A 21,931-nucleotide genomic window follows, 5' to 3' on the forward strand; every position below is an offset into this window, starting at 1 on the left:
ACGCAGCGGCTCAGCCTTACTGATCTGGATCAAGCCGGCACGCCATGCCGAGTTAAAGGTTGATGCCGAGCACAGCCTGCGCCTTCTGCAGACGTTTACTGCGCGCGCTGCCGGCAATCGCCAGCAGGCCTTTGTCGCGCTGCCAGAGCTGCGCCCAATGCGCATCACCCGCAGCAAAGGCGTTGTCCAAATCAGGGCGCAGGCTGTCGAACTGGGCAAACAGCCCAGCCAGCATCACGTGACTACCGGCCGCACTTGGGCATTGCCGCGCCACTTCCGCGCATCCGGCCAGCAAGCCGAGCAAGCGCAATTGCAGGGCCTGCGGCCAGGCTGACTCCTGGCCCACACCAAACAGCCAGGCGGTCAGCGCCGCCAGCACGTGAGTGTCTTCCAATGTGCGGAAGGGTTTTACGTAGTCATCCCAGCCATCGCCGGCCAGACGTTCGCATTGCGCACCCTGCAGATGCAGGCGGCCATGGCTGACATCGGGCATCAACGGCAACGCTGGCAGCGTCTCGATCTGCACACCCGGCGCGCCATTGCGCACCACGCCCAGAGCCAGCTGCACCGGCGCACCGCCAGCTTCCTCACGCGCAGCCACCAAGAGCCAGTCAGCGGCTTCGGCGGCGGTGACGAAATCCTTGCGGCCATCGAGGATCAGCGCATCGATCCGCGTAGCCATATCAGCCGGGCGGGTGCTGCGGTTTTCGGTGACGCACAGTGCGCCCAGGGTCCAGGGCGCGGCCGGCCAGAGTGCGCGCAACGCACCTTGATAACCGGCGAGAAACGCCAACCCCGGCGTCGCTGCCAGCCGACCACCGAGCAAGGCCAGCTGCAACGGGGTCGGGTGGCCGATGCGTTCCAGCAGGCTGGCGTACCAATCATCCAGCCCCGCGACCGGCAGGCGCGCTTGCGGGCTCAACAGCTGTTGCCAGGGCATGCATTACTCCTTATTGGAATTATCGAAGTCACTGTCACACAAGCATCACCAAAGATTCACGGAGGTGACACCGCCGCTACCTAGCCTGAGCTTGCCCAACAAGATCGACCGGCTGCAAGGCAAAAAGCCGGCTAACTAGGCCAAGTGAAAACGTCGCGAGCGAAGGTTAGGCAAGGCGAAAGCAAACGAGGAAGCGGAGTGTACGAGTTGTACATGAGCATTCCGAGGTTGCTTTCAACGCGGCATAACCGAGCGCAGTAGTTTTCACACGGCCGAAATGGAGATGACGGCATGACCCAGATGGCAATCACCCGCGACCGCACCACCCCAGCTCGTCGCCTGCAGGCCGAGCGCTTACACGGCGCTGCCGCCCTGCGCGAAGCCCAGGCGCTGCGCTTTCGCGTATTCAGCGCCGAATTCGATGCCAAGCTCAAGGGTGCCGAACTGGGCCTGGACATGGATGACTACGACATTCACTGCCAACACATCGGCGTGCGTGATCTCAACAGCGGTGAGCTGGTGGCCACTACCCGCCTGCTCGACCACCGCGCTGCCGCCAGCCTGGGGCGCTTCTACAGCGAAGAAGAATTCAGCCTGCACGGCCTGCCGCACCTCGAAGGCCCGGTGCTGGAAATCGGCCGCACCTGCGTCGACGCGGCCTACCGCAACGGCGCAACCATCGCCGTGCTTTGGGGCGAGTTGGCCGAAGTGCTCAACGAAGGCGGTTACCGCTACCTGATGGGCTGCGCCAGCATCTCCATGCAGGACGGGGGCATCCAGGCCCAGGCGATCATGCAGCGCCTGCGCGAACGCTACCTGTGCACCGAGCATTTGCGCGCCGAACCGAAAACTCCGCTGCCGGCGCTGGATGTGCCGAGCAACGTGATCGCCGAAATGCCGCCACTGCTCAAGGCCTATATGCGCCTGGGTGCGAAGATCTGTGGCGAGCCGTGCTGGGACCAGGATTTCCAGGTCGCTGACGTGTTTATCCTGCTCAAGCGCGACGAGCTGTGCCCGCGCTATGCACGGCACTTCAAAGCGGCTGTTTAACAGCAGGTCGGAGTAATCTTGCACAACTCGCCGGCACTCTGTAGACAGTGCCGGCGTTTGTGTTTTTGTCGCGAGAGTGTTCGATGAAGAAAGTGCGTTTGTACCTGCGCCTGGCGCGCCTGCTGCTGGTGATCAGCCTCGGCACCCTGCTGGCCGGAGGCATCACTTTGCTTGAACGCCTGGTGCGGCATGACCTGATGCCGACACGTCAGCGCCTGACCCGCTGGTTTCTCGCGCGTCTGGCAGGGGCGCTGCCATTCCGCTTGCAGGTGAAGGGCGAGCTGCCGCGCCAGCCAATGCTGTGGGTCAGCAATCACGTGTCCTGGACCGATATTCCGCTGCTCGGCATGCTCACTCCGCTGTCCTTCCTGTCCAAGGCCGAAGTGCGCACCTGGCCGGTGGCCGGTTGGCTGGCGCACAAGGCCGGCACCCTGTTTATCCGCCGCGGTTCGGGTGATAGCGGCCTGCTCAGCCAGCAGCTGGGCAACCACTTGCAACGCGGGCGTAACCTGCTGATCTTCCCCGAAGGCACCACCACTGATGGGCTGGGGCTGCGCACCTTCCACGGCCGCTTGCTGAGCAGCGCGATCGACAGCGGGGTTTACATACAGCCAGTGGCCATCCGTTACCTGCGTGATGGCAAACCCTGCAGCGTGGCGCCGTTTATCGGCGATGACGACATGCTCTCGCACCTGCTGCGCTTGCTCGGCAGCGAGTTGGGTGAAGTGCAGATCCAGCTGCTGACACCGATTGCCAGCCGTGAGCTGAACCGCAATGCCCTGGCTCGCGCGGCGCAGCAAGCGATCAGCCAGGCGCTGTTTGGCACAGCTGTACTACGCGAGGAAGAAAGCCGGGCCGCTTAATCAACGAGTCCACGCTCGCGCGCCACGAAGGCCTGCAGCTCGGGATAGAACTGGCGAAAATCCTCCAGCAGCGGCTGATACAGCCGCTCCAGCTCGGCCGCACCGCCGGCCAGCAAGCCTGGCCGCGATAGCCGCCGATCAATCCCCGCGACCACCTGCTCCAGCACGGCAAATTCGCGGTAACTGCCCAGCCAATCCTGCGCGGCCATGCGCGGCGCAATGTGCGCCAGACGCTCAGGCAAACGCGGCTCGTCAGCAAGGACTTGATAAACCCGCCCGGTAAAACGCGGCAGTGGCTCGGCGGCATAGTCGCCCCAATTCAGCGCCAAGCAGTGATCGAAAAACACATCCAGCAAGATGCCGCTGTAGCGCCGCCGCTCAACCGGGAAACGCGCCCGCGCATGCGCTTGCAGCGGGTGGCTGTCGGTGAATACATCGATGCGTCGATGCAGGTGGATCGCCGCTTCGATATCCGCCGGCCACTGCCCGGCCAGCGGTCCTTTGACGAAATCGCCATACAGACTGCCTAGAAGTTGTGCCGGCGCGTCGCCGCCGAGGTGTAAATGTGCGAGGTAATTCATGGCCACAGCTTACACATCAGCCGCCGTGATGATGACTATCGCCACGAACGATCTGTATATCGTCAGCAGCCGATATAAAGTTCGCCCCATCGCGATATAGCGTTACGGCACACAGGGGATAACCTGCATGCAACTCGACATCGATGAAGTAATCAAGGCCCTGGCCCACCCTGTGCGGCGCGACATCCTGCATTGGCTCAAAGACCCGCAGACGTACTTCGCCGACCAAGATCATCCGCTGGAAATCGGCGTATGCGCCGGCAAGATCGACCAGCGTACAGGCCTGTCGCAATCGACGGTCTCCGCGCATTTGGCCACCCTGCAGCGCGCCGGCCTGATCAGCAGCAAGAAGGTCGGCCAGTGGAACTTCTTCAAACGCAATGAAGAAACCATCCAGGCGTTCCTCAGCCACATCAGCCAAGCGCTCTAAAACTAATTGTTCATTCACCCTTTTTCAGGAGCTGACGGCATGCCTGCAGCGCTTCTCGTCCTCGCTTTGTCCGCGTTTGCCATCGGCACCACGGAATTCGTCATCATGGGCCTGCTGCCAGAAGTGGCGGGCGACCTTGGCGTATCGATTCCCGGCGCCGGTTGGCTGGTCACCGGTTACGCCCTGGGCGTGGCAATCGGCGCACCGTTTATGGCCCTGGCCACCGCCAGCTGGCCTCGTAAAGCCTCACTGCTGACGCTGATGAGCATCTTTATCGCCGGCAACCTGTTCTGCGCCCTGGCCAGCGATTACCAGATGCTGATGCTCGCCCGGGTGATCACCGCCCTCTGCCATGGCGCCTTCTTCGGCATCGGCTCGGTGGTTGCCGCCAGCCTGGTGCCGGCCAATCGCCGCGCTTCGGCCGTCGCCTTGATGTTTACCGGACTGACCCTGGCCAACGTGCTGGGCGTACCGCTGGGCACCGCACTGGGCCAGTACGCCGGCTGGCGCTCGACCTTCTGGGCCGTGACCCTGATTGGCGTGATTGCACTGATTGGCCTGTGGCGCGTGTTGCCGAGCAAAACCGATGAAGCCAAAGCCGACTTCGCCAGCGAAGTGCGCGCCCTGCGCGGTGCCGGCTTATGGCTGGCGCTGAGCACCACGGTGCTGTTCTCTGCGGCGATGTTTGCCCTGTTCACCTATATCGCGCCGCTGCTCGGCGAGGTCACCGGCGTATCGCCCAACGGCGTGACCTGGACCCTGCTACTGATCGGCCTCGGCCTGACCCTCGGCAACGTACTCGGCGGCCGCCTGGCTGACCGCAGCCTGAAGGCCACCCTGGTCGGCGTGTTCGTCGCCATGGCGGTGATCTCCACCCTGTTCAGCTGGACCAGCCAGGCGCTGATCCCCGCCGAAATCACCCTGTTCCTCTGGGCCACCGCCGCCTTCGCGGCCGTGCCGGCCTTGCAGGTCAATGTGGTGGCTTTTGGCAGCGGCGCGCCGAACCTGGTGTCGACCCTAAATATTGGTGCCTTCAACCTCGGCAACGCCCTCGGTGCCTGGGTTGGCGGCCTGGTGATCGCCGAAGGCTTCGGCCTGACCCGCGTACCCCTGGCCGCTGCAGCCCTAGCTGTACTGGCGCTGCTGGCCACCCTGCTGACCTTCAGTACTCGTAGCCCTGAACCGCAACTTGCACTCAACGAATAACCTGAGAGGACCGTCCCATGACCACACTTTTCGACCCGATCCAGATTGGCGATCTGCAACTCAACAATCGCATCATCATGGCCCCGCTAACCCGCTGCCGCGCCGATGAAGGCCGCGTACCCAATGCGCTGATGGCCGAGTACTACGTGCAGCGCGCCAGCGCCGGCCTGATCATCAGTGAAGCCACGGCCGTAACCCCGATGGGCGTCGGCTACCCGGACACCCCCGGCATCTGGTCGGATGATCAGGTACGCGGCTGGAGCAATGTGACCAAGGCCGTGCACGCTGCAGGCGGCAAGATCGTCCTGCAACTGTGGCACGTTGGGCGCATTTCCGACCCGATCTACCTGAACGGTCAACTGCCGGTCGCACCGAGCGCCATCCAGCCGGCGGGTCACGTCAGCCTGGTGCGCCCGATGAAGGACTTCGTCACCCCGCGCGCCCTGGAAACTGAAGAAATCGCCGACATCGTCGAGGCCTATCGCCTGGGCGCGGAAAACGCCAAGGCCGCCGGCTTTGACGGCGTGGAAATCCACGGTGCGAACGGTTACCTGCTCGACCAGTTCCTGCAGAGCAGCACCAACCAGCGCACCGACCGCTACGGCGGCAGCCTGGAAAACCGCGCACGCCTGCTGCTAGAAGTCACTGATGCAGCGATTGAAGTCTGGGGCGCTGGCCGCGTAGGTGTGCACCTGGCACCGCGTGCCGACAGCCATGACATGGGCGACGCCAACCGCGCCGAGACCTTCACCTATGTCGCTCGCGAGTTGGGCAAACGCGGCATCGCCTTTATCTGCGCCCGTGAGAAGGAAGCTGACGACAGCCTGTCGCCAAGCCTGAAACAAGCCTTCGGCGGCGTGTTTATCGCCAACGAGCGATTCACCAAGGATCAAGCCAATGCCTGGCTGGCTGAAGGCAAAGCCGATGCAGTGGCCTTCGGCATTCCGTTTATCGCCAACCCGGACCTGCCGGCGCGCCTGGCGCAGGATGCCGAGCTGAACACCCCGCACCCGGAAACCTTCTACGGCAAGGGCCCGGTCGGCTACCTCGACTACCCAACGCTGTAATTAAGGTGATCAAACCGGCATAAAAAAGCCCGCCAATTGGCGGGCTTTTCTTTGCAACAGTTTTAGAACTACTTTAGGTCTAGCGAGCTAGAGCGAGACAAGGCAGAAATGGCCGAGGGCGCGGAGTTTACTGGTTGTAAATGAGCAGTATTCGTTTCCCTCGCCCTTCGGGCCGCGCTAAAGCGCGTTAGCGGCAAGCCGCTTTCCGAGGCCATTTCTAACGCCTTATCGCCGACGCGCAGCAGACCGATCCTTAGCGTGCGTCGATCTGCTGCTGCAGGTTCAGTACCTGCGCCTGCAGGGTGCTGATATTGCGGGTCATCTGCGCGCGGAACGCATCGAACTCGGCGGTGCTGCTGCCGGCGGAACGGGTTTCCAGGTCGCTTTTCAACACCAGCAGGTCCTGCTCCACACGGGCAATCGCCTGGCTGGAATTACCCTGTTTCTTGAGCGCATCAATCTCGCTGCGCAGACCGGCAATTTCCTCGTCGAACTTGCTCTGCCCGGCCAGTGCGCTTTTCAGGGTGGCTTGCTCGCTTTTCAGCGCGGCCTGCTCGGCAGTGAGCTTCTTCAGAGTGGCTTCGAGCTTTTCGCCACCACCTTCCTGGCCTTTCAGCTGCGCGGCCAGTTGCTCAAGGCGCTTGCTCTGTTCCGAATTCTGCCCACTGGCGCCCTGCTGTTGTTTGCTCAGCTCGGCCAGTTTGCTTTCCAGTTGCTTGACCTGCAGCTTCAGCGCTTCACTGCCGCTGGTGACCGAGGATTCGGTAGCCACCACCTTGCCGGAAATATCCTGAATACGACCGGCGGCTTCCTCGCTGATGCGCGCAAAGCTTTCCTGGGTCGCCACCAGTTGCTGCTCCATCAGGCTGATCTGCTGGAAACTCCACCAGCCGAGCCCGCCCAGGGCGATCATCAAGGCGCCAACCAGAGCCCAGAGCGGGCCAGTGCTGGCCGACTTCACCGGCGCAACGGCCGCCGCACGGCCATTGGCTGGGCTGCGCGCAGGCTCCGACTGCTCGGCGGCATAGTCATCGTGATCGCGGTGATCTGCCCGCAGGCTAGGCACGTGATCGAGTTCGTCGTTGGCATCGTTACGCATGGGTCAACCTTCAGTAGCAGAATGCCGCGCAGTATACCGATTCGCGCGCAGGGCTTCAGTGTCGCGCCATGCCAGTGCAAGGTGCACCGACGAAGGGCACGGCTCAGGCCATCGACCCGCTGTAGGCCTCGCAGTTCCGCAGAATGTGAGCTGGTACGCGCTTTGCACTTGTCTATTTGCGACGTTTTCGTAGCACCAGGGAGCAAAGGTGTTACAGGCGCGATCCGCACGCGGGAAACGCGGCGAGACCAGGCCGGTGGAATTCAGGATGGATGACACACAGCCCACTTGTACTGACGGGGGAAAGGTCCATGGAGCTGAACAGAGAAGTACTGGATTGCATGATGAGCTTGCGCCGCAGGCTGCGCGAAGAATTGACGGTGGACATCCGCATGAGCCAGCCGGATGCAATCAACAGCATGCTCAGCGCCTGTCTCACCTCAAGCAGCGAGGAAACCCGGCAACTGGGGCAACTGCTAGCCCAATACAGCGACCGTCCCTTCGGCGAGCCTGCGAGCACACCACGCATGCAGGCCGGACACCCGCTGCTGGTGGAAGAAAACGCACACCGCCCGTCTAGCGCCTCGGTGCGCATGTATCGCGGTCAGCGCGTTTACGCCTGAGACCTGTTTACCGGCAGTCAACTCGGGTGATGCGCCTGCCACCAGGCGCAGAACTCATCCAGTGCGCTCCATAAACTGGCCTTGGGTTCATACTCCAGATACTGCTGCGCGCGGCTGATATCCAGGGAGAAATCCTTAGCCATCACCGCCACACCCAGGCGGAACAGGGTCGGCTCCGGGCGACCGGGCAGCAGCTTGCACACGCCCTCGTTCAAGGCCGCCGCGCCATACGCCAGGCCATAAGGCAGATGGCGGGTCACCGGCGGCAGGTCGAGTTTGCGCAGCACATAATTGACCACATCCCACAGCGGCACCGGCGCGCCATTGCTGATGTTGTAGACCTGCCCCAGCGCCGGCCCAGCCGCCAGTAGGCAGCTCATCAGCGCTTCGTTGAGGTTGTGCACGCTGGTGAAATCAACCTTGTTCAGGCCGTTGCCGATGATCGACAACCGCCCCTTGCGTTGCATATTGATCAAGCGCGGAAAGATGCTGGTGTCACCCGCACCGGTGACAAAACGCGGACGCAGCGCCAGCACCTCCAGGCCGAATTCCTGGGCGGCAAACACCTGCTGCTCAGCGAGAAACTTGGTTTTGCCGTAGTGATCGGAAAAACGCTTGGGCAGCTGTTCTTCAAGCAGGCCGACATGCGCCTGACCATCGAAATACACCGACGGCGACGACAGATGCACCAAACGCCGCACCTTCTGTTTCAAACAGGCGTCGACCACGTTTTCGGTGACCGTGACATTGGCCTGATAGAAATGCTCGTAACGCCCCCAGACGCCAACCGCGCCTGCGCAGTGCACCACCATTTCAACATCCCGGCACAGCTGCTGCACCAGTTCCGGGTCGGACAGATCGCCCTGGACAAACTCCGCGCCACGCGCACACAGATGCTCAACACCCTCGGCACGCCGACCGTTGACCCGCACACTCAGGCCCTGCTCCAAGGCAAAGCGGGCGAAACGCCCGCCGATAAAGCCACTGGCCCCGGTTACCAGAATCTTCATTGCCGCCCCCTTTGCCGTGATTGCAGGCCACTCTAGCAGCGCACGCAGGGTGCTGCCGTGGCATTGCAAGCCAGAACAACGACTGCACACACCCTGCGATAGGCACGCACACGCTGCGGTAACCGCTAAGCTGTGCCCCAACATCACAGCATTGGAGGAACACGGGATGGCCATGCACTGGATGATCTATGGCGCCAACGGCTACACCGGCCACTTGATCGCCGCCGAAGCCAAGCGCCAGGGACTCACGCCCATTCTGGCTGGACGCAACCCGGCCGCCGTACACGCCCTGGGCAGCCTGCTCGGCCTGGAATGCCGGATATTCGATATCCACCAACTGGATCGTGCCAAGGAAGCCCTGGCGGATGTTGCCGTGGTTGCCCACTGCGCGGGCCCCTTCTCAGCCACCAGCGCACCGATGCTCGATGCCTGCCTGGCCAGCGCCACCCACTATGTCGACATCACCGGCGAAATCAGCGTGTTCGAAGCCGCTCACCAGCGCGATCAGCAAGCCAGCGAGCTGGGTGTGGTGGTCTGCCCCGGCGTGGGCTTCGATGTGATCCCCAGCGATTGCCTCGCCGCTTGCCTGCACCAGGCCCTGCCCGATGCAACGCACCTGGCGCTGGGCTTCGACTCTGGCAGCGGGCTGTCGCCCGGTACGGCGAAAACCTCGGTGGAAGGTCTGAAGTTTGGCGGTAAGGTACGTCGCGCAGGCGTGATCACCGATGTGCCGCTGGGCTATAAACGCCGCACCATCAACTTTGGCCGCGGTGAGAAAACAGCGGTGACGATTCCCTGGGACGATGTCTCCACCGCCTACCACTCCACCGGCATCGACAATATCGAGGTGTACCTGCCGACACCGACAGTGGCCGCGATTGTTATGCGCCTGATCGACCCGCTGCGCGGCCTGCTGGGCCTGGATGCGGTGCAAAACTGGCTCAAGCGGCTGATCGAAAAACGCGTCAGCGGCCCCGATGAAAGTAGCCGCGCACGTCAGCGCACCTGGCTCTGGGGCGAGGCGCGCAATGCAGCTGGTGAGGTAAAAACCGCGCGCCTGGAAACCGCCAATGGCTATGACGTAACCGTACACGGTGCCTTGCTGGCCGTGCAGCACTTACTCGATTACAGCGGTCCCGGCGGCTATTTCACCCCCACCAAGCTGCTTGGCGAGCGCTGCGTGGAACAGCTGCCGGGCTCGGGCAAAGTGGTTATTTCCTGAGGTCTACCAGGCTATGGCCTGCGGCCTGGGTGAGGTGGTGCGTCAGCTGATTAAGCAACTCACCACCATTACGCCAATGGTGCCAGTACAGCGGCACATCGATTGGCCGATCACTGATCAATTCGACCAGCTCGCCACGGGCTATTTCACCCTGCACCTGCAGCTCCGGGATCAGCCCCCAGCCGAACCCGGCCTGAGCCAGACGGATAAAGCCCTCAGATGACGGGCATAGATGGTGGGCAAACCCGCCCTCCACGCCGAGGCCAGACAGATAGCGGTGCTGCAGCAGATCATCCGGGCCGAATACGATGGCCGGCGCGTGGGCCAATGCCTGCGCGGTAACGCCTGTCGGGAAGTTCCGGGCAATAAATCCTGGGCTGGCCATGGCGCGGTATCGCATCGCCCCCAGCAACACAGCACGGGCACCGGCGACGGGGCGCTCGCTGGCGCACACGCAGGCCGCTACGTCTCCGGCACGCATGCGCTTGAGGCCGACCTCCTGATCCTCCACCACCAGATCCAGCAGCAAACGCTGTTCGGTACAGAATGCGCCCACCGCGCCGGCCCACCAGGTGGCCAGGCTGTCGGCGTTCAGCGCAATGCGCAGGCGCTCCGGCAAACCGCCCTCATCCAGCCCCGGCACCTGCGCCTGAATATCGCGCTCCAGCAACCGCACCTGTTGCACATGGTTAAGCAAACGCCGACCGATTTCCGTCGGCGCCGGCGGCACCGCACGTACCAGCACCGGCTGACCAACACGCGCCTCAAGCAACTTGATCCGCTGCGACACGGCCGATTGCGACAACCCCAGCACCTGCGCCGCCCGCTCGAAGCCGGCCTGTTCGACAACCGCAGCCAGGGCGGCGAGTAGTTTGTAATCCAACAAAATCAGATTTCCTAATGAGCGATCAGGATTATTTGTTTCTCTTATATACCCAGCCGCAGCAGACTGGCCAGCATCCCACCCTGAACAAGGCAATCCGCATGGCCGGCGAAACCTCACTGAAAACCCTACTGCGCAGCATGAGCCCGCAGTTGAACGATGGCGCATACGTGTTTTGCTGTTTAAGCGATGCCTCACAACTGAAGGGCTTACAACCGCTGGGTAGCTTTCAAGAAGCAGAAGGTCTCACGGTGATCGTGCAGCGCCAGCAAGCCGAGCATCTGGGCTTGCCCTTCAGCTACGTGGCCGCCTGGCTGACACTGCATGTGCATTCGGCACTCGAATCCGTCGGTTTGACGGCTGCCGTCGCCAGCGCACTGGCGCAAGCAGGGATTAGCTGCAACGTGATTGCCGGCTTCTACCACGACCACCTGTTCGTCGCCCACGCCGATGGGCCGCGTGCACTGGCCGTTCTGCAACAGCTCAGTGCACAGGCGGAGTAACCGAGATGTGGCAAAGCTATAGCAACGGATTACTGATCGCCGCCGGACTGATCATCGCCCTCGGCGCACAAAACGCCTTTGTCCTGGCGCAAAGCCTGCGCCGCGAGCATCACCTGCCGGTGGCGCTGCTCTGTGTGGTCTGCGATGCCTTGTTGGTGGCAGCTGGGGTCTTCGGCCTGGCCGCCGTGCTGGCGCAAAGCCCGATTCTGTTGGGTGTGGCGCGCTGGGGTGGCGCGGCATTTCTGCTCTGGTATGGCGCCCAGGCGCTGGTTCGTGCCAGCCGCCCACAGGCATTGAATCAGGCCAGTGAAAGCGACCCGCGCTCACGTAAGGCAGTGCTGCTGGCAGCGCTTGCGGTGACCCTACTGAACCCGCATGTGTACCTCGACACGGTGCTGCTGATCGGCTCACTCGGCGCACAACAACCGGTTCCCGGCGCCTATGCGCTTGGCGCGGCAAGTGCTTCTTTAATGTGGTTCTTCTGTCTGGCCCTCGGCGCGGCCTGGCTTGCACCCTGGTTGGCGCGCCCAAGCACCTGGCGCTTTATCGACCTGGGCGTGGCCTTGATGATGTTCAGCATTGCTTGGCAGCTATTGGGGAACCCCGGCATGCTCTAAAACGGCCCTGATGCAACATGCCGAGGTGGTTTTCCACACAGTTGCCGCGTGTTTAAGGCGCAGTGCCGGTGCTATGATCAAGGGCTTGCGGCGCAAAGAGATAACTCACGCCGCTGAGATGGCCGCCCGTGATCGGCCTCGCGCACACCGCACCTGACCTGATTAGGAGATAGACAATGGCTTTCGAATTGCCGCCGCTGCCCTACGCACATGACGCCCTGCAGCCGCACATTTCCAAGGAAACCTTGGAATTCCACCACGACAAGCACCACAACACCTACGTCGTGAACCTGAATAACCTGGTCCCAGGCACCGAGTTTGAAGGCAAAACCCTGGAAGAAATCGTCAAGACTTCTTCAGGCGGCATCTTCAACAACGCCGCTCAGGTCTGGAACCACACCTTCTACTGGAACTGCCTGGCGCCTAACGCCGGCGGCCAACCGACGGGTGCTCTGGCTGACGCGATCAACGCCGCGTTCGGTTCCTTCGACAAGTTCAAGGAAGAGTTCAGCAAAGTGTCCATCGGCACCTTCGGTTCCGGCTGGGGCTGGCTGGTGAAGAAGGCTGACGGTTCCCTGGCACTGGCCAGCACCATCGGCGCCGGCTGCCCGCTGACCAGCGGCGACACCCCGCTGCTGACCTGCGACGTTTGGGAACACGCCTACTACATCGACTACCGCAACCTGCGTCCGAAGTACGTTGAGGCGTTCTGGAACCTGGTCAACTGGGACTTCGTGGCGAAAAACTACGCCGCGTAACCTGCGTTACCCACAAAAAACCCGGCCTTGCGCCGGGTTTTTTGCTATCGGGGCCAAGGTTTACAGCAGTTTGCGCGGAGCAAATGCCAGGTGCAGCGCATCCACTTGCTGTACAGCCATAGACAGACGCTGATCGGCCACCACCGGCCCCAGGTATTCACACAGCCCGATATACAGCAAGTTGAGCAGTTGCCGCAGTTGCTCAAGCCCCAGGTTGGCCACTTCCAACTCGGCACCATGCTCCAGCCAGGCCCGCACGCGCAAACGCTGCTCATTGCTGCCACGCAGGTTGCTCAGATTACCTGCGGCGAAATGCTGTAGACGTGGCAGCAGACCAGCGTCCAGTCCGTTGAATAGCACTCGGCTTAACGCCTCAAAGGTATGCCGTGCATGCACATCTGCCGTATTGCTCGGCGGTGCGCTCAGGCCCATGCGTTGCCGCCAGCTGAGCAGCTGCGGTTCAGGGTCCGGCAGCAACGCCGATAACGGCCCCGTGAGTGCCCCCACCAGCTCGCGGTAGAGCTTGGCACGCTCCAACTTGCGCTCGCAGGTCGCCGCCACCTCACCGAGAAACTCATTCAGTGCAAACGGCGGTTTGTCCGCGTATTTACTTTCCCACAGGGCCAGCACCGCGAGCAGCTCATCTTCCGCAAAGTGCCCGGCCAGCCCGGTGTAGATCGCCCGTCGACGAGTTGCCAGGCTCATGTCACACCCTCCTCGGCAGGTCGTTACTGTCGAAGGTCACGGCCAGGTTGAACTCGGGATAACCCACCTCCGCGTGCTCGGCATAATCCAGGCCGCGCTGCTCATGTTGCGTGGATGTGCGCAGACCAAGTGTTTTCGCCAATAACAGGTAAAGCATCAGCGCCAGTGGGAAGGCCCAGATAAACGCCACACCCGCGCCGAGCAGCTGCACACCAACCCGCGACCAGTTGAACAGATCACCACTGAAGAACAGCCCGGCCGCCACGGTGCCCCAGACACCGGCAAAACCATGCACGGGAACCGCACCCACAACATCATCCAGCTGCCAGCGCTCCAGCAGGCGCATGCCGAACACCACCACACCACCGGCCACCAGTCCGGTCAGCAGGGCAAACAGCGGCGACATGGTTGCGCAACCGGCGGTGATGCCGACCAGGCCGCCGAGTGAGCCATTCACCGTAGTGGTCAGCAGCACCGGGCTGGAGGTGCTGCGCTGCGCCAGAAAGGCCCCCAACGCCCCGGCTGATGCCGCCAGATGGGTATTCAGAGCAATCAGGCCGAGGCTGACATTCATCTCCAGACTGCTGCCGGCGTTAAAGCCAAACCAGCCGACCCAGAGGATAAAACCGCCCAGCGCGACCAGGCTGAGGTTATGCCCGGGAATGCTGCGCGGTGTGCCGTCCGCAGCAAAACGCCCCAGACGCGGCCCAAGCACCAGAATACCGGCTAACGCACACCAGGCGCCGATGCTGTGTACCACGGTCGAACCGGCGAAATCGATAAACCCCAGCGCCGCCAACCAGCCCTGGCCGCCATAGATGCCGCTCCATACCCAGCTGCCGAACACCGGGTAGATAAACCCACTGATCACCACCGCACCAATCAGGTAGGCCGAATAGCGCGTACGCTCAGCCATCGCGCCGCTGGCGATGGTCGCCGCCGTGGCCGCAAACATCATCTGAAACAGCAGAAAAGTGAAATCCCACGGCTCGCCATCGTGCGGTGCAAAATGACTCATGCCGAACCAGCCAGTGATGTTGCTGCCGAACATCAAGCCAAAACCGAACAGCCAGAAGGTGATGCCCCCCACGCACCCATCCATGTAATTTTTCATCATCACATTGACGGCGTTCTTGGCCCTCGACATACCGCTTTCCAGCAAGGCAAAGCCGGCCTGCATGAAAAACACCAACACGCTGGCCAACACCAGCCAGGCGGTGTTGAGTGCCTCATCGCTGGCCGCTTGCGCCAGTGGCGAAACCGCAAATACCGCTATCCCTACCAGTCGACTTTTCATTGCAGCGTCCCCCATGAAGGTGAATACACGGGGCTTCGCAACTCTCATGCCAAGCAAGAAACCGCCAAACGGCGCTCAAGCCTCGGGCAACTCGCACCGACACAGTGCAGCAGGCCAATACAGCGGTCAGCAGCCGCGCCATCGCCGCGCAGATAATTTGTTCGACAAACTTTAGTAATGGCCCTTTGACTGCAAGCGCGACTTTGCCAATACTCACTAGCGTGTGACGCCGAAGGCCCGAACAAGGAACCGTCATTTGAAGCTGGAACTCAAAAACAGCTTGTCACTTAAGTTACTCCGCGTGGTGCTGCTCTCAGCGCTGATCGTTGGCGTGGTCTTGAGTCTTGCCCAGATTGTTTTCGACGTTTACAAAACACGTCAGGCAGTCGCCAATGACGCGCACCGTATTCTCGGCATGTTCCGTGACCCCTCCACGCAGGCGGTCTACAGCCTGGACCGGGAAATGGGCATGCAGGTGATTGAGGGCCTGTTCCAGCACGAATCCGTGCGAATGGCGGCTATCGGTCACCCCAACGAGCCGATGCTGGCAGAGAAAGCCCGAGAGCAGGTCGACATCCCCACACGCTGGCTCACCGACCCGATTCTCGGCAAAGAACAGAACTTCACCACCCAACTGGTTGGCCGCGGTCCCTACAGCGAGTATTACGGCGACCTCAGCATCACCCTCGACACCGCGCCCTACGGCGAAAGCTTTGTTACCAACTCCGTCATCATCTTTATCTCAGGCGTGCTGCGTGCGCTAGCCATGGGCTTGGTGCTGTATTTGGTCTATCACTGGCTGCTGACCAAACCGCTATCGAAGATCATCGAGCACCTGACAAATATCAATCCGGACCGCCCCAGCGAGCACAAGCTACCGATGCTCAAGGGCAACGAGAAGAATGAACTGGGGCTTTGGATTAACACCGCCAACCAGCTGCTGTCTTCCATCGAACGCAACACCAACCTGCGCCGTGAAGCAGAAAATAGCCTGCTGCGCATGGCCCAGTATGACTTCCTCACTGGCCTGCCCAACCGTCAGCAGCTGCAACAGCAGCTTGACCAAATCCTGGGAGACGCTGGCCGCCTGCAGCGCCGCGTGGCCGTGCTGTGCGTAGGCCTAGATGACTTCAAAGGCATCAACGAACAGTTCAGTTACCAGACCGGTGATCAGCTGCTGCTGGCCCTGTCCGACCGCCTGCGCAGTCACAGTGGCCGCCTCGGCGCCCTGGCCCGTTTGGGGGGCGATCAGTTCGCGCTGGTACAGGCTGATATCGAGCAGCCTTACGAGGCGGCTGAGTTGGCTCAGAGCGTCCTCGACGACCTCGACAACCCCTTTATGCTCGATCAGCAGCAAGTGCGTCTGCGCGCCACTATTGGCATCACCCTGTTCCCGGAAGACGGCGACAGCACCGAGAAGCTGCTGCAGAAAGCCGAACAGACCATGACCCTGGCCAAGAGCCGTTCGCGCAACCGCTACCAGTTCTATATCGCCAGCGTCGACAGCGAAATGCGCCGCCGCCGCGAGCTGGAAAAAGACCTGCGTGACGCCCTGGCGCTTAACCAACTGCACTTGGTTTACCAACCACAGGTCGACTACCGCGACCACAGCGTGGTCGGTGTCGAAGCGCTGCTGCGTTGGCAGCATCCGCAACACGGCTTTGTACCGCCAGATCTGTTTATCCCACTGGCCGAACAGAACGGCACCATCATCCCGATTGGCGAATGGATTCTCGACCAGACCTGCCGCCAGCTGCGTGAATGGCATGATCAGGGCTTCACCGAGCTGCGCATGGCGGTCAACCTGTCCACCGTGCAGCTGCACCACGCCGAGCTGCCACGGGTAGTCAACAACCTGATGCAGGTCTACCGCCTGCCGCTGCGCAGCTTGGAGCTGGAAGTCACCGAAACCGGCCTGATGGAAGACATCAACACCGCCGCACAGCACCTGCTCAGCCTGCGTCGCTCCGGGGCACTGATCGCCATCGATGACTTTGGTACTGGTTACTCCTCACTGAGTTACCTGAAGAGCTTGCCGCTGGACAAGATCAAGATCGACAAGAGCTTCGTGCAGGACCTGCTGGAAGACGAAGACGATGCCACCATCGTGCGCGCCATCATCCAGCTGGGTAAGAGCCTCGGCATGCAGGTCATCGCCGAGGGCGTGGAAACCGTCGAGCAGGAGGCCTATATCATCGCCCAGGGCTGTAACGAGGGGCAGGGTTACCTCTACAGCAAGCCGCTGCCGGCACGCGAACTGACGACCTATTTGAAACAGGCCCGGCGACTCAACAGTGCCGCCAATCCCGCGACTCTCTGACGCCAGTCGCCTACGAAAAGCCCGCCAACAGGCGGGCTTTTTTATACGCGGCGCTTTTACCTAGAAGCTGTTGATACCCAGCAACCAGGCCGCTGCCAGCGCGCCGGCCAGACACAGCACAACACCGCCAGCCGCCTGCCAGTAGAACTGACGCACCAGTTCATCCTCTCCAGCACAGGAGAGAATAAACGGCTGCGCCTCACGCGGTTTCGCCAGGTGATGCTGCACCGGCTGAGTACTTTGCCGACGATGCCGGTCTTCGGCCTCCAGGCTCGCAGCCAACTGCACGCGCTGCCACTCACGCTCATCCAGCTGGCCATTGCCGTCACTGTCAAAGCGCTGCAGCAGGCCGCCGAAGTCACCCTTCCACTCGCGAATTACTGCGCCTTGAGCGGCCGGCAGATCCAGGCCCTGACGGCCGCCACCGCTGCTGCGAAAATCACCAATGGCATACAGCGGCTGGCCGGCATGCAAACGCTCCTCGGTATAGCGATAGCGCTCATCATTGCTGAACAGCGCGCGCCAACCGGTTTTCGCCGCGCCCAGAGGATGACGCAAGCTGCCTTTCCACACTTCACGGGTCAGCGGCCGCACCTGTGCGCCTCGCGGGTCGATCAGACAACTGCCGGTGCTGTCGTCGAGTCGCAGCAACGCCTCGCTGCTGCCGCTTTCCAAGGTGCGCCAACTGCGCTTTTTGCCGTTTGAGGTGTATTCCTCGATCTTGTAACGCCACCACAGGCAAGGTGTATTGGTCAGCGGGCCGAGCAGTTGAGGTTCGGTGCTGTCATGCAGTACGCCATAGAATTCGACATAACCCTGAGCCGCAGAACGAATCTTCGACGTCGGCGTATCGAGCAGATGCCGCGCCTGGGAGAAACGCCGCAAGAACCACCACGCCCCGCCCGCGCTAACCGCCACACTGCAGGCCAAGCCAACAAGCTGCCCTTGGATATCCACGGCTTAGCTAAACAGCGACTTGAGGTCGACATCGGATTTCTCGCCCTCACTGAACTCCAGCAGCGCGGCCTCCTTGAAAGTGAAAGCGCGAGCGACGATAACGTCGGGGAACTGCTCGATGCGTACGTTGTTCAGGTTAACCGCCTCGTTGTACAGCTCGCGGCGGTCGGCAATACCGTTTTCCAGGCCACTGATGCGTTGCTGCAGATGCTGGAAGCTCTCATTGGCTTTCAGCTCCGGGTAGTTCTCCGCCAAGGCGAACAGCTGACCGAGACCAGCGCGCAGGCCCGTCTCGGCCTTGCCCAGGGCATTCATATCACCTTTGGCTTGTGCGCTGGAAACCGCCTGGCGCGCGGCAATCACCGCCTCCAACGTACCGCGTTCGTGCTGCATGTACTGCTTGCAGGTTTCCACCAGCTTGGGCAATTCCTCGTGGCGCTGCTTGAGCATTACGTCGATATTCGACCAAGCCTTGCTGACGCCATGCTTCAAACGCACCAGCGCGTTGTAGAGCATCACGGCATACGCCGCGAGCAGGACCAACAGCACAATGACGACAACACTGGTAAGGCTCATGCGGGACTCCTGAATGGTTCTTGAAGGCAGCTGTGCTGGCATTTTAGCCCTATCGAATTGCCCGATCGCAGACTTTGCCCACAGCTCGCGGTGAAAAAGCTGCATTGACCCTTTGCGCAAAATGAAAATCTTTCGCATTATGTTTCGGTTTTTGTACCCGCTTGCGTGGGTGCTTACTCTCACCAGCAAAGGATTCCGCCATGCTCCGTATGCCCCTGGCCTCTGCCAGCCTGCTCGCCATCGCCATCTCACTCGCCGGTTGCGGTGAAGACAAAGCGCCAGCCACCCAAGCTGCCGCACCTGCTGCCAGCAGCGCCAGCGCCCCGGCAGCCGCCACCAGCCAAGTCGATGGAGCCGCCAGCAAAGCAGTGGTCAGCCACTACGCCGACCTGGCCCTGGCCGTATTCAGCGACGCCGCCAGCACCGGCAAAACCCTGCAAGGCGCCATCGATGCCCTGCTCGCCAACCCGAGTGACGACACCCTGAAAGCTGCCCGCGAAGCCTGGCTGGCTGCCCGCGTGCCTTACATGCAGACTGAAGTGTTCCGCTTCGGCAACGCCGTGGTCGACGATTGGGAAGGCCAGCTGAACGCCTGGCCGCTGGACGAAGGCCTGATCGACTACGTCGCCAAGGACTACCAGCACGCCCTGGGCAACCCAGGCGCCAGCGCCAACATCATCGCCAACACCGAACTGCAGGTCGGTGAAGACAAGCTCGATGTCACCACCATCACCCCGGAACTGTTGGCCAGCCTGAATGAGCTGGGCGGCTCCGAAGCTAACGTCGCCACCGGCTACCACGCCATCGAATTCCTGCTGTGGGGCCAAGACCTGAACGGCAGCGGCCCAGGTGCCGGCGAGCGTCCTGCCAGCGATTTCGTCGTGGGCGAAGGCGCCACTGGCGGCAACAACGAGCGTCGCCGCGCCTTTATCAAAGCCGCCGCCGACCTGCTGGTCAGCGACCTCGACGCCATGGTTGTGCAGTGGCAAGCCGGCAAAACCGACAACTACCGCGCAACGCTGGAAGCCGACACGGCTGAAAATGGCCTGCGCAAGATGCTTTTCGGTATGGGCAGCCTGTCCCTCGGCGAGCTGGCCGGCGAGCGCATGAAGGTCGCGCTGGAAGCTAACTCCACCGAAGACGAGCACGACTGCTTCAGCGACAACACCCACAACTCGCACTTCTACAACGGCAAAGGTATTCGCAACGTCTACCTGGGCGAATACAAGAAAGTCGACGGCACCACCCTGACCGGCCCAAGCCTGTCGTCGCTGGTGGCCAAGATTGACGCCGCCGCTGACAGCACCCTGAAAACCGACCTCGAAGCCACCGAAGGCAAGCTGCAGGCTCTGGTCGACAGCGCCAACAACGGCAAGCACTTCGATCAGCTGATCGCTGCCGACAACGCCGAAGGCCAGCAGATCGTTCGTGATGCCATCGCCGCGCTGGTCAAACAGACTGGCGCAATCGAGCAGGCCGCTGGCAAGCTGGGTATCAGTGATCTCAATCCGGATACCGCTGACCACAGCTTCTAAGCTATGAAGGACTAGCTGCAACTCGCGAAGTCCTAGTTTGTAGTGATGAGAAAGCCGCGACGCCTTAACCGGAATCGCGGCTTTTTTGTGGACTGCTATCCCTGGCGCCCACCCCTTCGGGGCCGTCGCTACGCAACGTCAAAAATCGCTCCAGGCGATTTTTTATGCCCTGCGACCTTTGACCGCCACCGATAATGCAAATCCGTCTTATTTAAAACTGATCAGACTGTTAAGATCGGCCGCCTGTTTTTCTGCTGCGGATGTCCTTTCATGTTTGCGCCGCATCGCATTGCGCTGCTGTTGGCCTTGGGCCTGAGCCTGGCCGCCTGCGATAAAACCCCACAGTTCACCCAAGCCGAGCCTGGCGAAGCCCTGTCTGCGGGCAGCACTACCGTGCGCAAGGCCGATCAGAACGCCTTCTCCCTGCCATCCGCCAACCTGTCACCGTCACGCCGCCTGGATTTCAGTGTCGGCAACAGTTTCTTCCGCAATCCCTGGGTCACCGCACCGGCCACTACGACCGCGCGCGATGGTCTCGGCCCGCTGTTCAATACCAACGCCTGCCAGAACTGCCATATCAAGGACGGTCGCGGCCATCCGCCAGCGCCTGATGCGATCAGCTCAGTGTCAATGCTGGTTCGCCTGTCGATTCCTGCCGGCAGCGAACATGCCGAGATTATCCAGCGCCTCGGCGTGCTCGCCGAACCCACCTATGGCGGCCAACTGCAGGACATGGCTAATCCAGGCGTCGCGCCAGAAGGCAAGGTACGTGTCAGCTACAGCACACAGCGGGTCAGCTTGGTCGATGGTGAGCAGGTCGAGCTGCGCAAGCCCAACCTGGAAATCAGCCAGCTCGGTTACGGCGCCCTGCATCCCGACACGCTGTTTTCCGCGCGTATCGCCCCGCCGATGATCGGCCTTGGCCTGCTCGAAGCCATTCCCGAAGCGGCCATCCTGAGCAATGCCGACCCCGAAGACAGCAATGGCGATGGCATCTCCGGTCGCGCCAACCAGGTCTGGGACCGCGAGCAACAACGCACGGTACTCGGTCGTTTTGGCTGGAAGGCCGGCCAGCCCACGCTCAATCAGCAGAATGCTGAAGCCTTTGCCAATGACATGGGCCTTACCAGCACGCTGGTGGCCCATGACAACTGCACAATGGCGCAGACCGACTGCCGCAGCGCGCCCCATGGCGGCGAGCCAGAGGTCAGCGATAACATCCTCGCCAGCGTGCTGTTCTACACCCGTAACCTCGGCGTGCCGGCACGCCGCAGCGCCGATACGCCGCAGGTACTGGCCGGCAAGAACCTGTTCTACCAGGCCGGCTGCCAGGGCTGTCACACCCCGCAATTCACCACCGCTGCCGATGCTGCCGAGCCCGAACTGGCGAATCAGCTGATTCGCCCCTACAGCGACCTGCTGCTGCATGACATGGGCGAAGGCTTGGCAGACAACCGCCCGGAGTTTCTCGCCAGCGGCCGCGAATGGCGCACCCCGCCACTCTGGGGCATCGGCCTGACTAAAACAGTCAACGGCCACACCCAGTTCCTGCATGACGGCCGCGCACGCAACCTGCTGGAGGCCATTCTCTGGCACGGCGGCGAGGCCGAGGCAGCCAAGCAGCAGGTCATGACTTTTAATGCCGACGAGCGCGCCGCGCTGTTGGCTTTTCTGAATTCGTTGTAAAGG

The 21,931-nt window shown here is 61.7% G+C and carries 22 protein-coding genes; 13 read left to right on the forward strand and 9 right to left on the reverse strand.

Going from position 1 to position 21,931, the window contains the following annotated elements:
• Window positions 1-52 precede the first annotated feature (52 nt).
• The gene (locus tag BLO50_RS04240; protein ID WP_090249002.1) at window positions 53-940 is read right to left on the reverse strand and encodes an acyl-CoA dehydrogenase middle domain-containing protein; all 888 of its coding nucleotides are present in this window, start codon (window positions 938-940) and stop codon (window positions 53-55) included.
• A gap of 291 nt (window positions 941-1,231) precedes the next feature.
• On the opposite strand from BLO50_RS04240, the gene olsB reads away from it, so the two are divergent.
• Complete coding sequence (gene olsB, locus BLO50_RS04245; protein ID WP_090249004.1) at window positions 1,232-1,990, forward strand: L-ornithine N(alpha)-acyltransferase; 759 nt, start codon at window positions 1,232-1,234, stop codon at window positions 1,988-1,990.
• Between the two features lie 83 nt (window positions 1,991-2,073).
• A complete protein-coding gene (locus BLO50_RS04250) occupies window positions 2,074-2,853 on the forward strand; it encodes a lysophospholipid acyltransferase family protein (protein ID WP_090249006.1) in 780 nt (259 codons plus the stop codon).
• Here BLO50_RS04250 and BLO50_RS04255 read toward each other — a convergent pair.
• Window positions 2,850-3,434, reverse strand: a complete 585-nt coding sequence (locus BLO50_RS04255) for an acyl carrier protein phosphodiesterase (protein ID WP_090249008.1) — start codon at window positions 3,432-3,434, stop codon at window positions 2,850-2,852. The genes BLO50_RS04250 and BLO50_RS04255 overlap by 4 nt on opposite strands.
• Window positions 3,435-3,561: 127 nt before the next feature.
• Here BLO50_RS04255 and BLO50_RS04260 point away from each other — a divergent pair, with 127 nt between their 5' ends.
• Genes BLO50_RS04260 through BLO50_RS04270 form a run of 3 tightly spaced genes read left to right on the forward strand, consistent with a single transcriptional unit; the run spans window position 3,562 to window position 6,137 of the window.
• Window positions 3,562-3,864, forward strand: coding sequence for an ArsR/SmtB family transcription factor (locus BLO50_RS04260; RefSeq protein WP_090249010.1), 303 nt, complete (start codon window positions 3,562-3,564; stop codon window positions 3,862-3,864).
• Between the two features lie 39 nt (window positions 3,865-3,903).
• Window positions 3,904-5,070, forward strand: a complete 1,167-nt coding sequence (locus tag BLO50_RS04265) for an MFS transporter (RefSeq protein WP_090249012.1) — start codon at window positions 3,904-3,906, stop codon at window positions 5,068-5,070.
• 17 nt (window positions 5,071-5,087) lie between these two features.
• Entirely contained in the window at window positions 5,088-6,137 is a 1,050-nt protein-coding gene (locus BLO50_RS04270; protein WP_090249014.1) for an alkene reductase, read from the forward strand.
• A 253-nt stretch (window positions 6,138-6,390) separates the two neighbouring features.
• Here BLO50_RS04270 and BLO50_RS04275 read toward each other — a convergent pair whose 3' ends face one another.
• Window positions 6,391-7,236 (reverse strand): ATPase, encoded by an 846-nt coding sequence (locus BLO50_RS04275; protein ID WP_090249016.1) that lies wholly within the window; start codon window positions 7,234-7,236, stop codon window positions 6,391-6,393.
• Window positions 7,237-7,547: 311 nt separating this feature from the next.
• Between BLO50_RS04275 and BLO50_RS04280 the strand changes: the two genes are divergently transcribed.
• On the forward strand, window positions 7,548-7,859 hold the full coding sequence (locus tag BLO50_RS04280; protein WP_090249018.1) for a hypothetical protein: 312 nt from the start codon (window positions 7,548-7,550) through the stop codon (window positions 7,857-7,859).
• 17 nt (window positions 7,860-7,876) lie between these two features.
• Here the strand turns inward: BLO50_RS04280 and BLO50_RS04285 are convergent, their stop codons facing one another.
• A complete protein-coding gene (locus tag BLO50_RS04285; RefSeq protein ID WP_090249020.1) occupies window positions 7,877-8,869 on the reverse strand; it encodes an NAD-dependent epimerase/dehydratase family protein in 993 nt (330 codons plus the stop codon).
• A 166-nt stretch (window positions 8,870-9,035) separates the two neighbouring features.
• Between BLO50_RS04285 and BLO50_RS04290 the strand changes: the two genes are divergently transcribed.
• The gene (locus BLO50_RS04290; RefSeq protein WP_090249022.1) at window positions 9,036-10,091 is read left to right on the forward strand and encodes a saccharopine dehydrogenase family protein; all 1,056 of its coding nucleotides are present in this window, start codon (window positions 9,036-9,038) and stop codon (window positions 10,089-10,091) included.
• On the opposite strand, the gene BLO50_RS04295 is transcribed toward BLO50_RS04290, so the two are convergent.
• On the reverse strand, window positions 10,081-10,983 hold the full coding sequence (locus tag BLO50_RS04295; protein WP_167354446.1) for a LysR family transcriptional regulator ArgP: 903 nt from the start codon (window positions 10,981-10,983) through the stop codon (window positions 10,081-10,083). The genes BLO50_RS04290 and BLO50_RS04295 overlap by 11 nt on opposite strands.
• Window positions 10,984-11,075: 92 nt before the next feature.
• Between BLO50_RS04295 and BLO50_RS04300 the strand changes: the two genes are divergently transcribed.
• The 3 genes from BLO50_RS04300 to BLO50_RS04310 all read left to right on the forward strand — a co-directional run bounded on the left by BLO50_RS04300 (window position 11,076) and on the right by BLO50_RS04310 (window position 12,852).
• A complete protein-coding gene (locus BLO50_RS04300; RefSeq protein ID WP_090251228.1) occupies window positions 11,076-11,477 on the forward strand; it encodes an ACT domain-containing protein in 402 nt (133 codons plus the stop codon).
• A gap of 5 nt (window positions 11,478-11,482) precedes the next feature.
• The gene (locus BLO50_RS04305; protein ID WP_090249026.1) at window positions 11,483-12,094 is read left to right on the forward strand and encodes a LysE/ArgO family amino acid transporter; all 612 of its coding nucleotides are present in this window, start codon (window positions 11,483-11,485) and stop codon (window positions 12,092-12,094) included.
• Window positions 12,095-12,270: 176 nt separating this feature from the next.
• A complete protein-coding gene (locus BLO50_RS04310) occupies window positions 12,271-12,852 on the forward strand; it encodes a superoxide dismutase (RefSeq protein WP_090249029.1) in 582 nt (193 codons plus the stop codon).
• A gap of 60 nt (window positions 12,853-12,912) precedes the next feature.
• Here BLO50_RS04310 and BLO50_RS04315 read toward each other — a convergent pair whose 3' ends face one another.
• Complete coding sequence (locus BLO50_RS04315; RefSeq protein ID WP_090249031.1) at window positions 12,913-13,557, reverse strand: hypothetical protein; 645 nt, start codon at window positions 13,555-13,557, stop codon at window positions 12,913-12,915.
• A 1-nt stretch (window position 13,558) separates the two neighbouring features.
• Window positions 13,559-14,854: an ammonium transporter gene (locus BLO50_RS04320; RefSeq protein WP_090251230.1), complete on the reverse strand. Its 1,296-nt coding sequence runs from the start codon at window positions 14,852-14,854 to the stop codon at window positions 13,559-13,561.
• Between the two features lie 256 nt (window positions 14,855-15,110).
• On the opposite strand from BLO50_RS04320, the gene BLO50_RS04325 reads away from it, so the two are divergent.
• On the forward strand, window positions 15,111-17,174 hold the full coding sequence (locus BLO50_RS04325) for a putative bifunctional diguanylate cyclase/phosphodiesterase (RefSeq protein WP_090249034.1): 2,064 nt from the start codon (window positions 15,111-15,113) through the stop codon (window positions 17,172-17,174).
• Window positions 17,175-17,234: 60 nt separating this feature from the next.
• Here the strand turns inward: BLO50_RS04325 and BLO50_RS04330 are convergent, their stop codons facing one another.
• Together BLO50_RS04330 and BLO50_RS04335 are read right to left on the reverse strand one after the other, a co-directional pair.
• Window positions 17,235-18,131 (reverse strand): GIDE domain-containing protein, encoded by an 897-nt coding sequence (locus BLO50_RS04330; RefSeq protein WP_090249036.1) that lies wholly within the window; start codon window positions 18,129-18,131, stop codon window positions 17,235-17,237.
• Between the two features lie 3 nt (window positions 18,132-18,134).
• Window positions 18,135-18,707 carry a LemA family protein gene (locus tag BLO50_RS04335; protein ID WP_090249038.1) on the reverse strand — a complete coding sequence of 191 codons (573 nt, stop codon included), beginning with the start codon at window positions 18,705-18,707 and terminating at the stop codon, window positions 18,135-18,137.
• Between the two features lie 200 nt (window positions 18,708-18,907).
• Here BLO50_RS04335 and BLO50_RS04340 point away from each other — a divergent pair, with 200 nt between their 5' ends.
• The gene (locus BLO50_RS04340; RefSeq protein WP_090249040.1) at window positions 18,908-20,242 is read left to right on the forward strand and encodes an imelysin family protein; all 1,335 of its coding nucleotides are present in this window, start codon (window positions 18,908-18,910) and stop codon (window positions 20,240-20,242) included.
• Window positions 20,243-20,512: 270 nt separating this feature from the next.
• Window positions 20,513-21,928, forward strand: a complete 1,416-nt coding sequence (locus BLO50_RS04345; RefSeq protein ID WP_090249042.1) for a di-heme oxidoreductase family protein — start codon at window positions 20,513-20,515, stop codon at window positions 21,926-21,928.
• The last annotated feature ends 3 nt before the right edge of the window (window positions 21,929-21,931 follow it).

The sequence above is a fragment of the Pseudomonas peli genome (assembly GCF_900099645.1).
Classification (GTDB): Bacteria; Pseudomonadota; Gammaproteobacteria; order Pseudomonadales; family Pseudomonadaceae; genus Aquipseudomonas; species Aquipseudomonas peli.

What these genes read in the sequence shown, in the direction of transcription:
- BLO50_RS04240 (WP_090249002.1), bottom strand. Translation starts at nt 940, where the DNA reads ATGCCCTGGCAACAGCTGTTGAGCCCGCAAGCGCGCCTGCCGGTCGCG.
- olsB (WP_090249004.1), top strand. Translation starts at nt 1,232, where the DNA reads ATGACCCAGATGGCAATCACCCGCGACCGCACCACCCCAGCTCGTCGC.
- BLO50_RS04250 (WP_090249006.1), top strand. Translation starts at nt 2,074, where the DNA reads ATGAAGAAAGTGCGTTTGTACCTGCGCCTGGCGCGCCTGCTGCTGGTG.
- BLO50_RS04255 (WP_090249008.1), bottom strand. Translation starts at nt 3,434, where the DNA reads ATGAATTACCTCGCACATTTACACCTCGGCGGCGACGCGCCGGCACAA.
- BLO50_RS04260 (WP_090249010.1), top strand. Translation starts at nt 3,562, where the DNA reads ATGCAACTCGACATCGATGAAGTAATCAAGGCCCTGGCCCACCCTGTG.
- BLO50_RS04265 (WP_090249012.1), top strand. Translation starts at nt 3,904, where the DNA reads ATGCCTGCAGCGCTTCTCGTCCTCGCTTTGTCCGCGTTTGCCATCGGC.
- BLO50_RS04270 (WP_090249014.1), top strand. Translation starts at nt 5,088, where the DNA reads ATGACCACACTTTTCGACCCGATCCAGATTGGCGATCTGCAACTCAAC.
- BLO50_RS04275 (WP_090249016.1), bottom strand. Translation starts at nt 7,236, where the DNA reads ATGCGTAACGATGCCAACGACGAACTCGATCACGTGCCTAGCCTGCGG.
- BLO50_RS04280 (WP_090249018.1), top strand. Translation starts at nt 7,548, where the DNA reads ATGGAGCTGAACAGAGAAGTACTGGATTGCATGATGAGCTTGCGCCGC.
- BLO50_RS04285 (WP_090249020.1), bottom strand. Translation starts at nt 8,869, where the DNA reads ATGAAGATTCTGGTAACCGGGGCCAGTGGCTTTATCGGCGGGCGTTTC.
- BLO50_RS04290 (WP_090249022.1), top strand. Translation starts at nt 9,036, where the DNA reads ATGGCCATGCACTGGATGATCTATGGCGCCAACGGCTACACCGGCCAC.
- BLO50_RS04300 (WP_090251228.1), top strand. Translation starts at nt 11,076, where the DNA reads ATGGCCGGCGAAACCTCACTGAAAACCCTACTGCGCAGCATGAGCCCG.
- BLO50_RS04305 (WP_090249026.1), top strand. Translation starts at nt 11,483, where the DNA reads ATGTGGCAAAGCTATAGCAACGGATTACTGATCGCCGCCGGACTGATC.
- BLO50_RS04310 (WP_090249029.1), top strand. Translation starts at nt 12,271, where the DNA reads ATGGCTTTCGAATTGCCGCCGCTGCCCTACGCACATGACGCCCTGCAG.
- BLO50_RS04315 (WP_090249031.1), bottom strand. Translation starts at nt 13,557, where the DNA reads ATGAGCCTGGCAACTCGTCGACGGGCGATCTACACCGGGCTGGCCGGG.
- BLO50_RS04320 (WP_090251230.1), bottom strand. Translation starts at nt 14,854, where the DNA reads ATGAAAAGTCGACTGGTAGGGATAGCGGTATTTGCGGTTTCGCCACTG.
- BLO50_RS04335 (WP_090249038.1), bottom strand. Translation starts at nt 18,707, where the DNA reads ATGAGCCTTACCAGTGTTGTCGTCATTGTGCTGTTGGTCCTGCTCGCG.
- BLO50_RS04340 (WP_090249040.1), top strand. Translation starts at nt 18,908, where the DNA reads ATGCTCCGTATGCCCCTGGCCTCTGCCAGCCTGCTCGCCATCGCCATC.
- BLO50_RS04345 (WP_090249042.1), top strand. Translation starts at nt 20,513, where the DNA reads ATGTTTGCGCCGCATCGCATTGCGCTGCTGTTGGCCTTGGGCCTGAGC.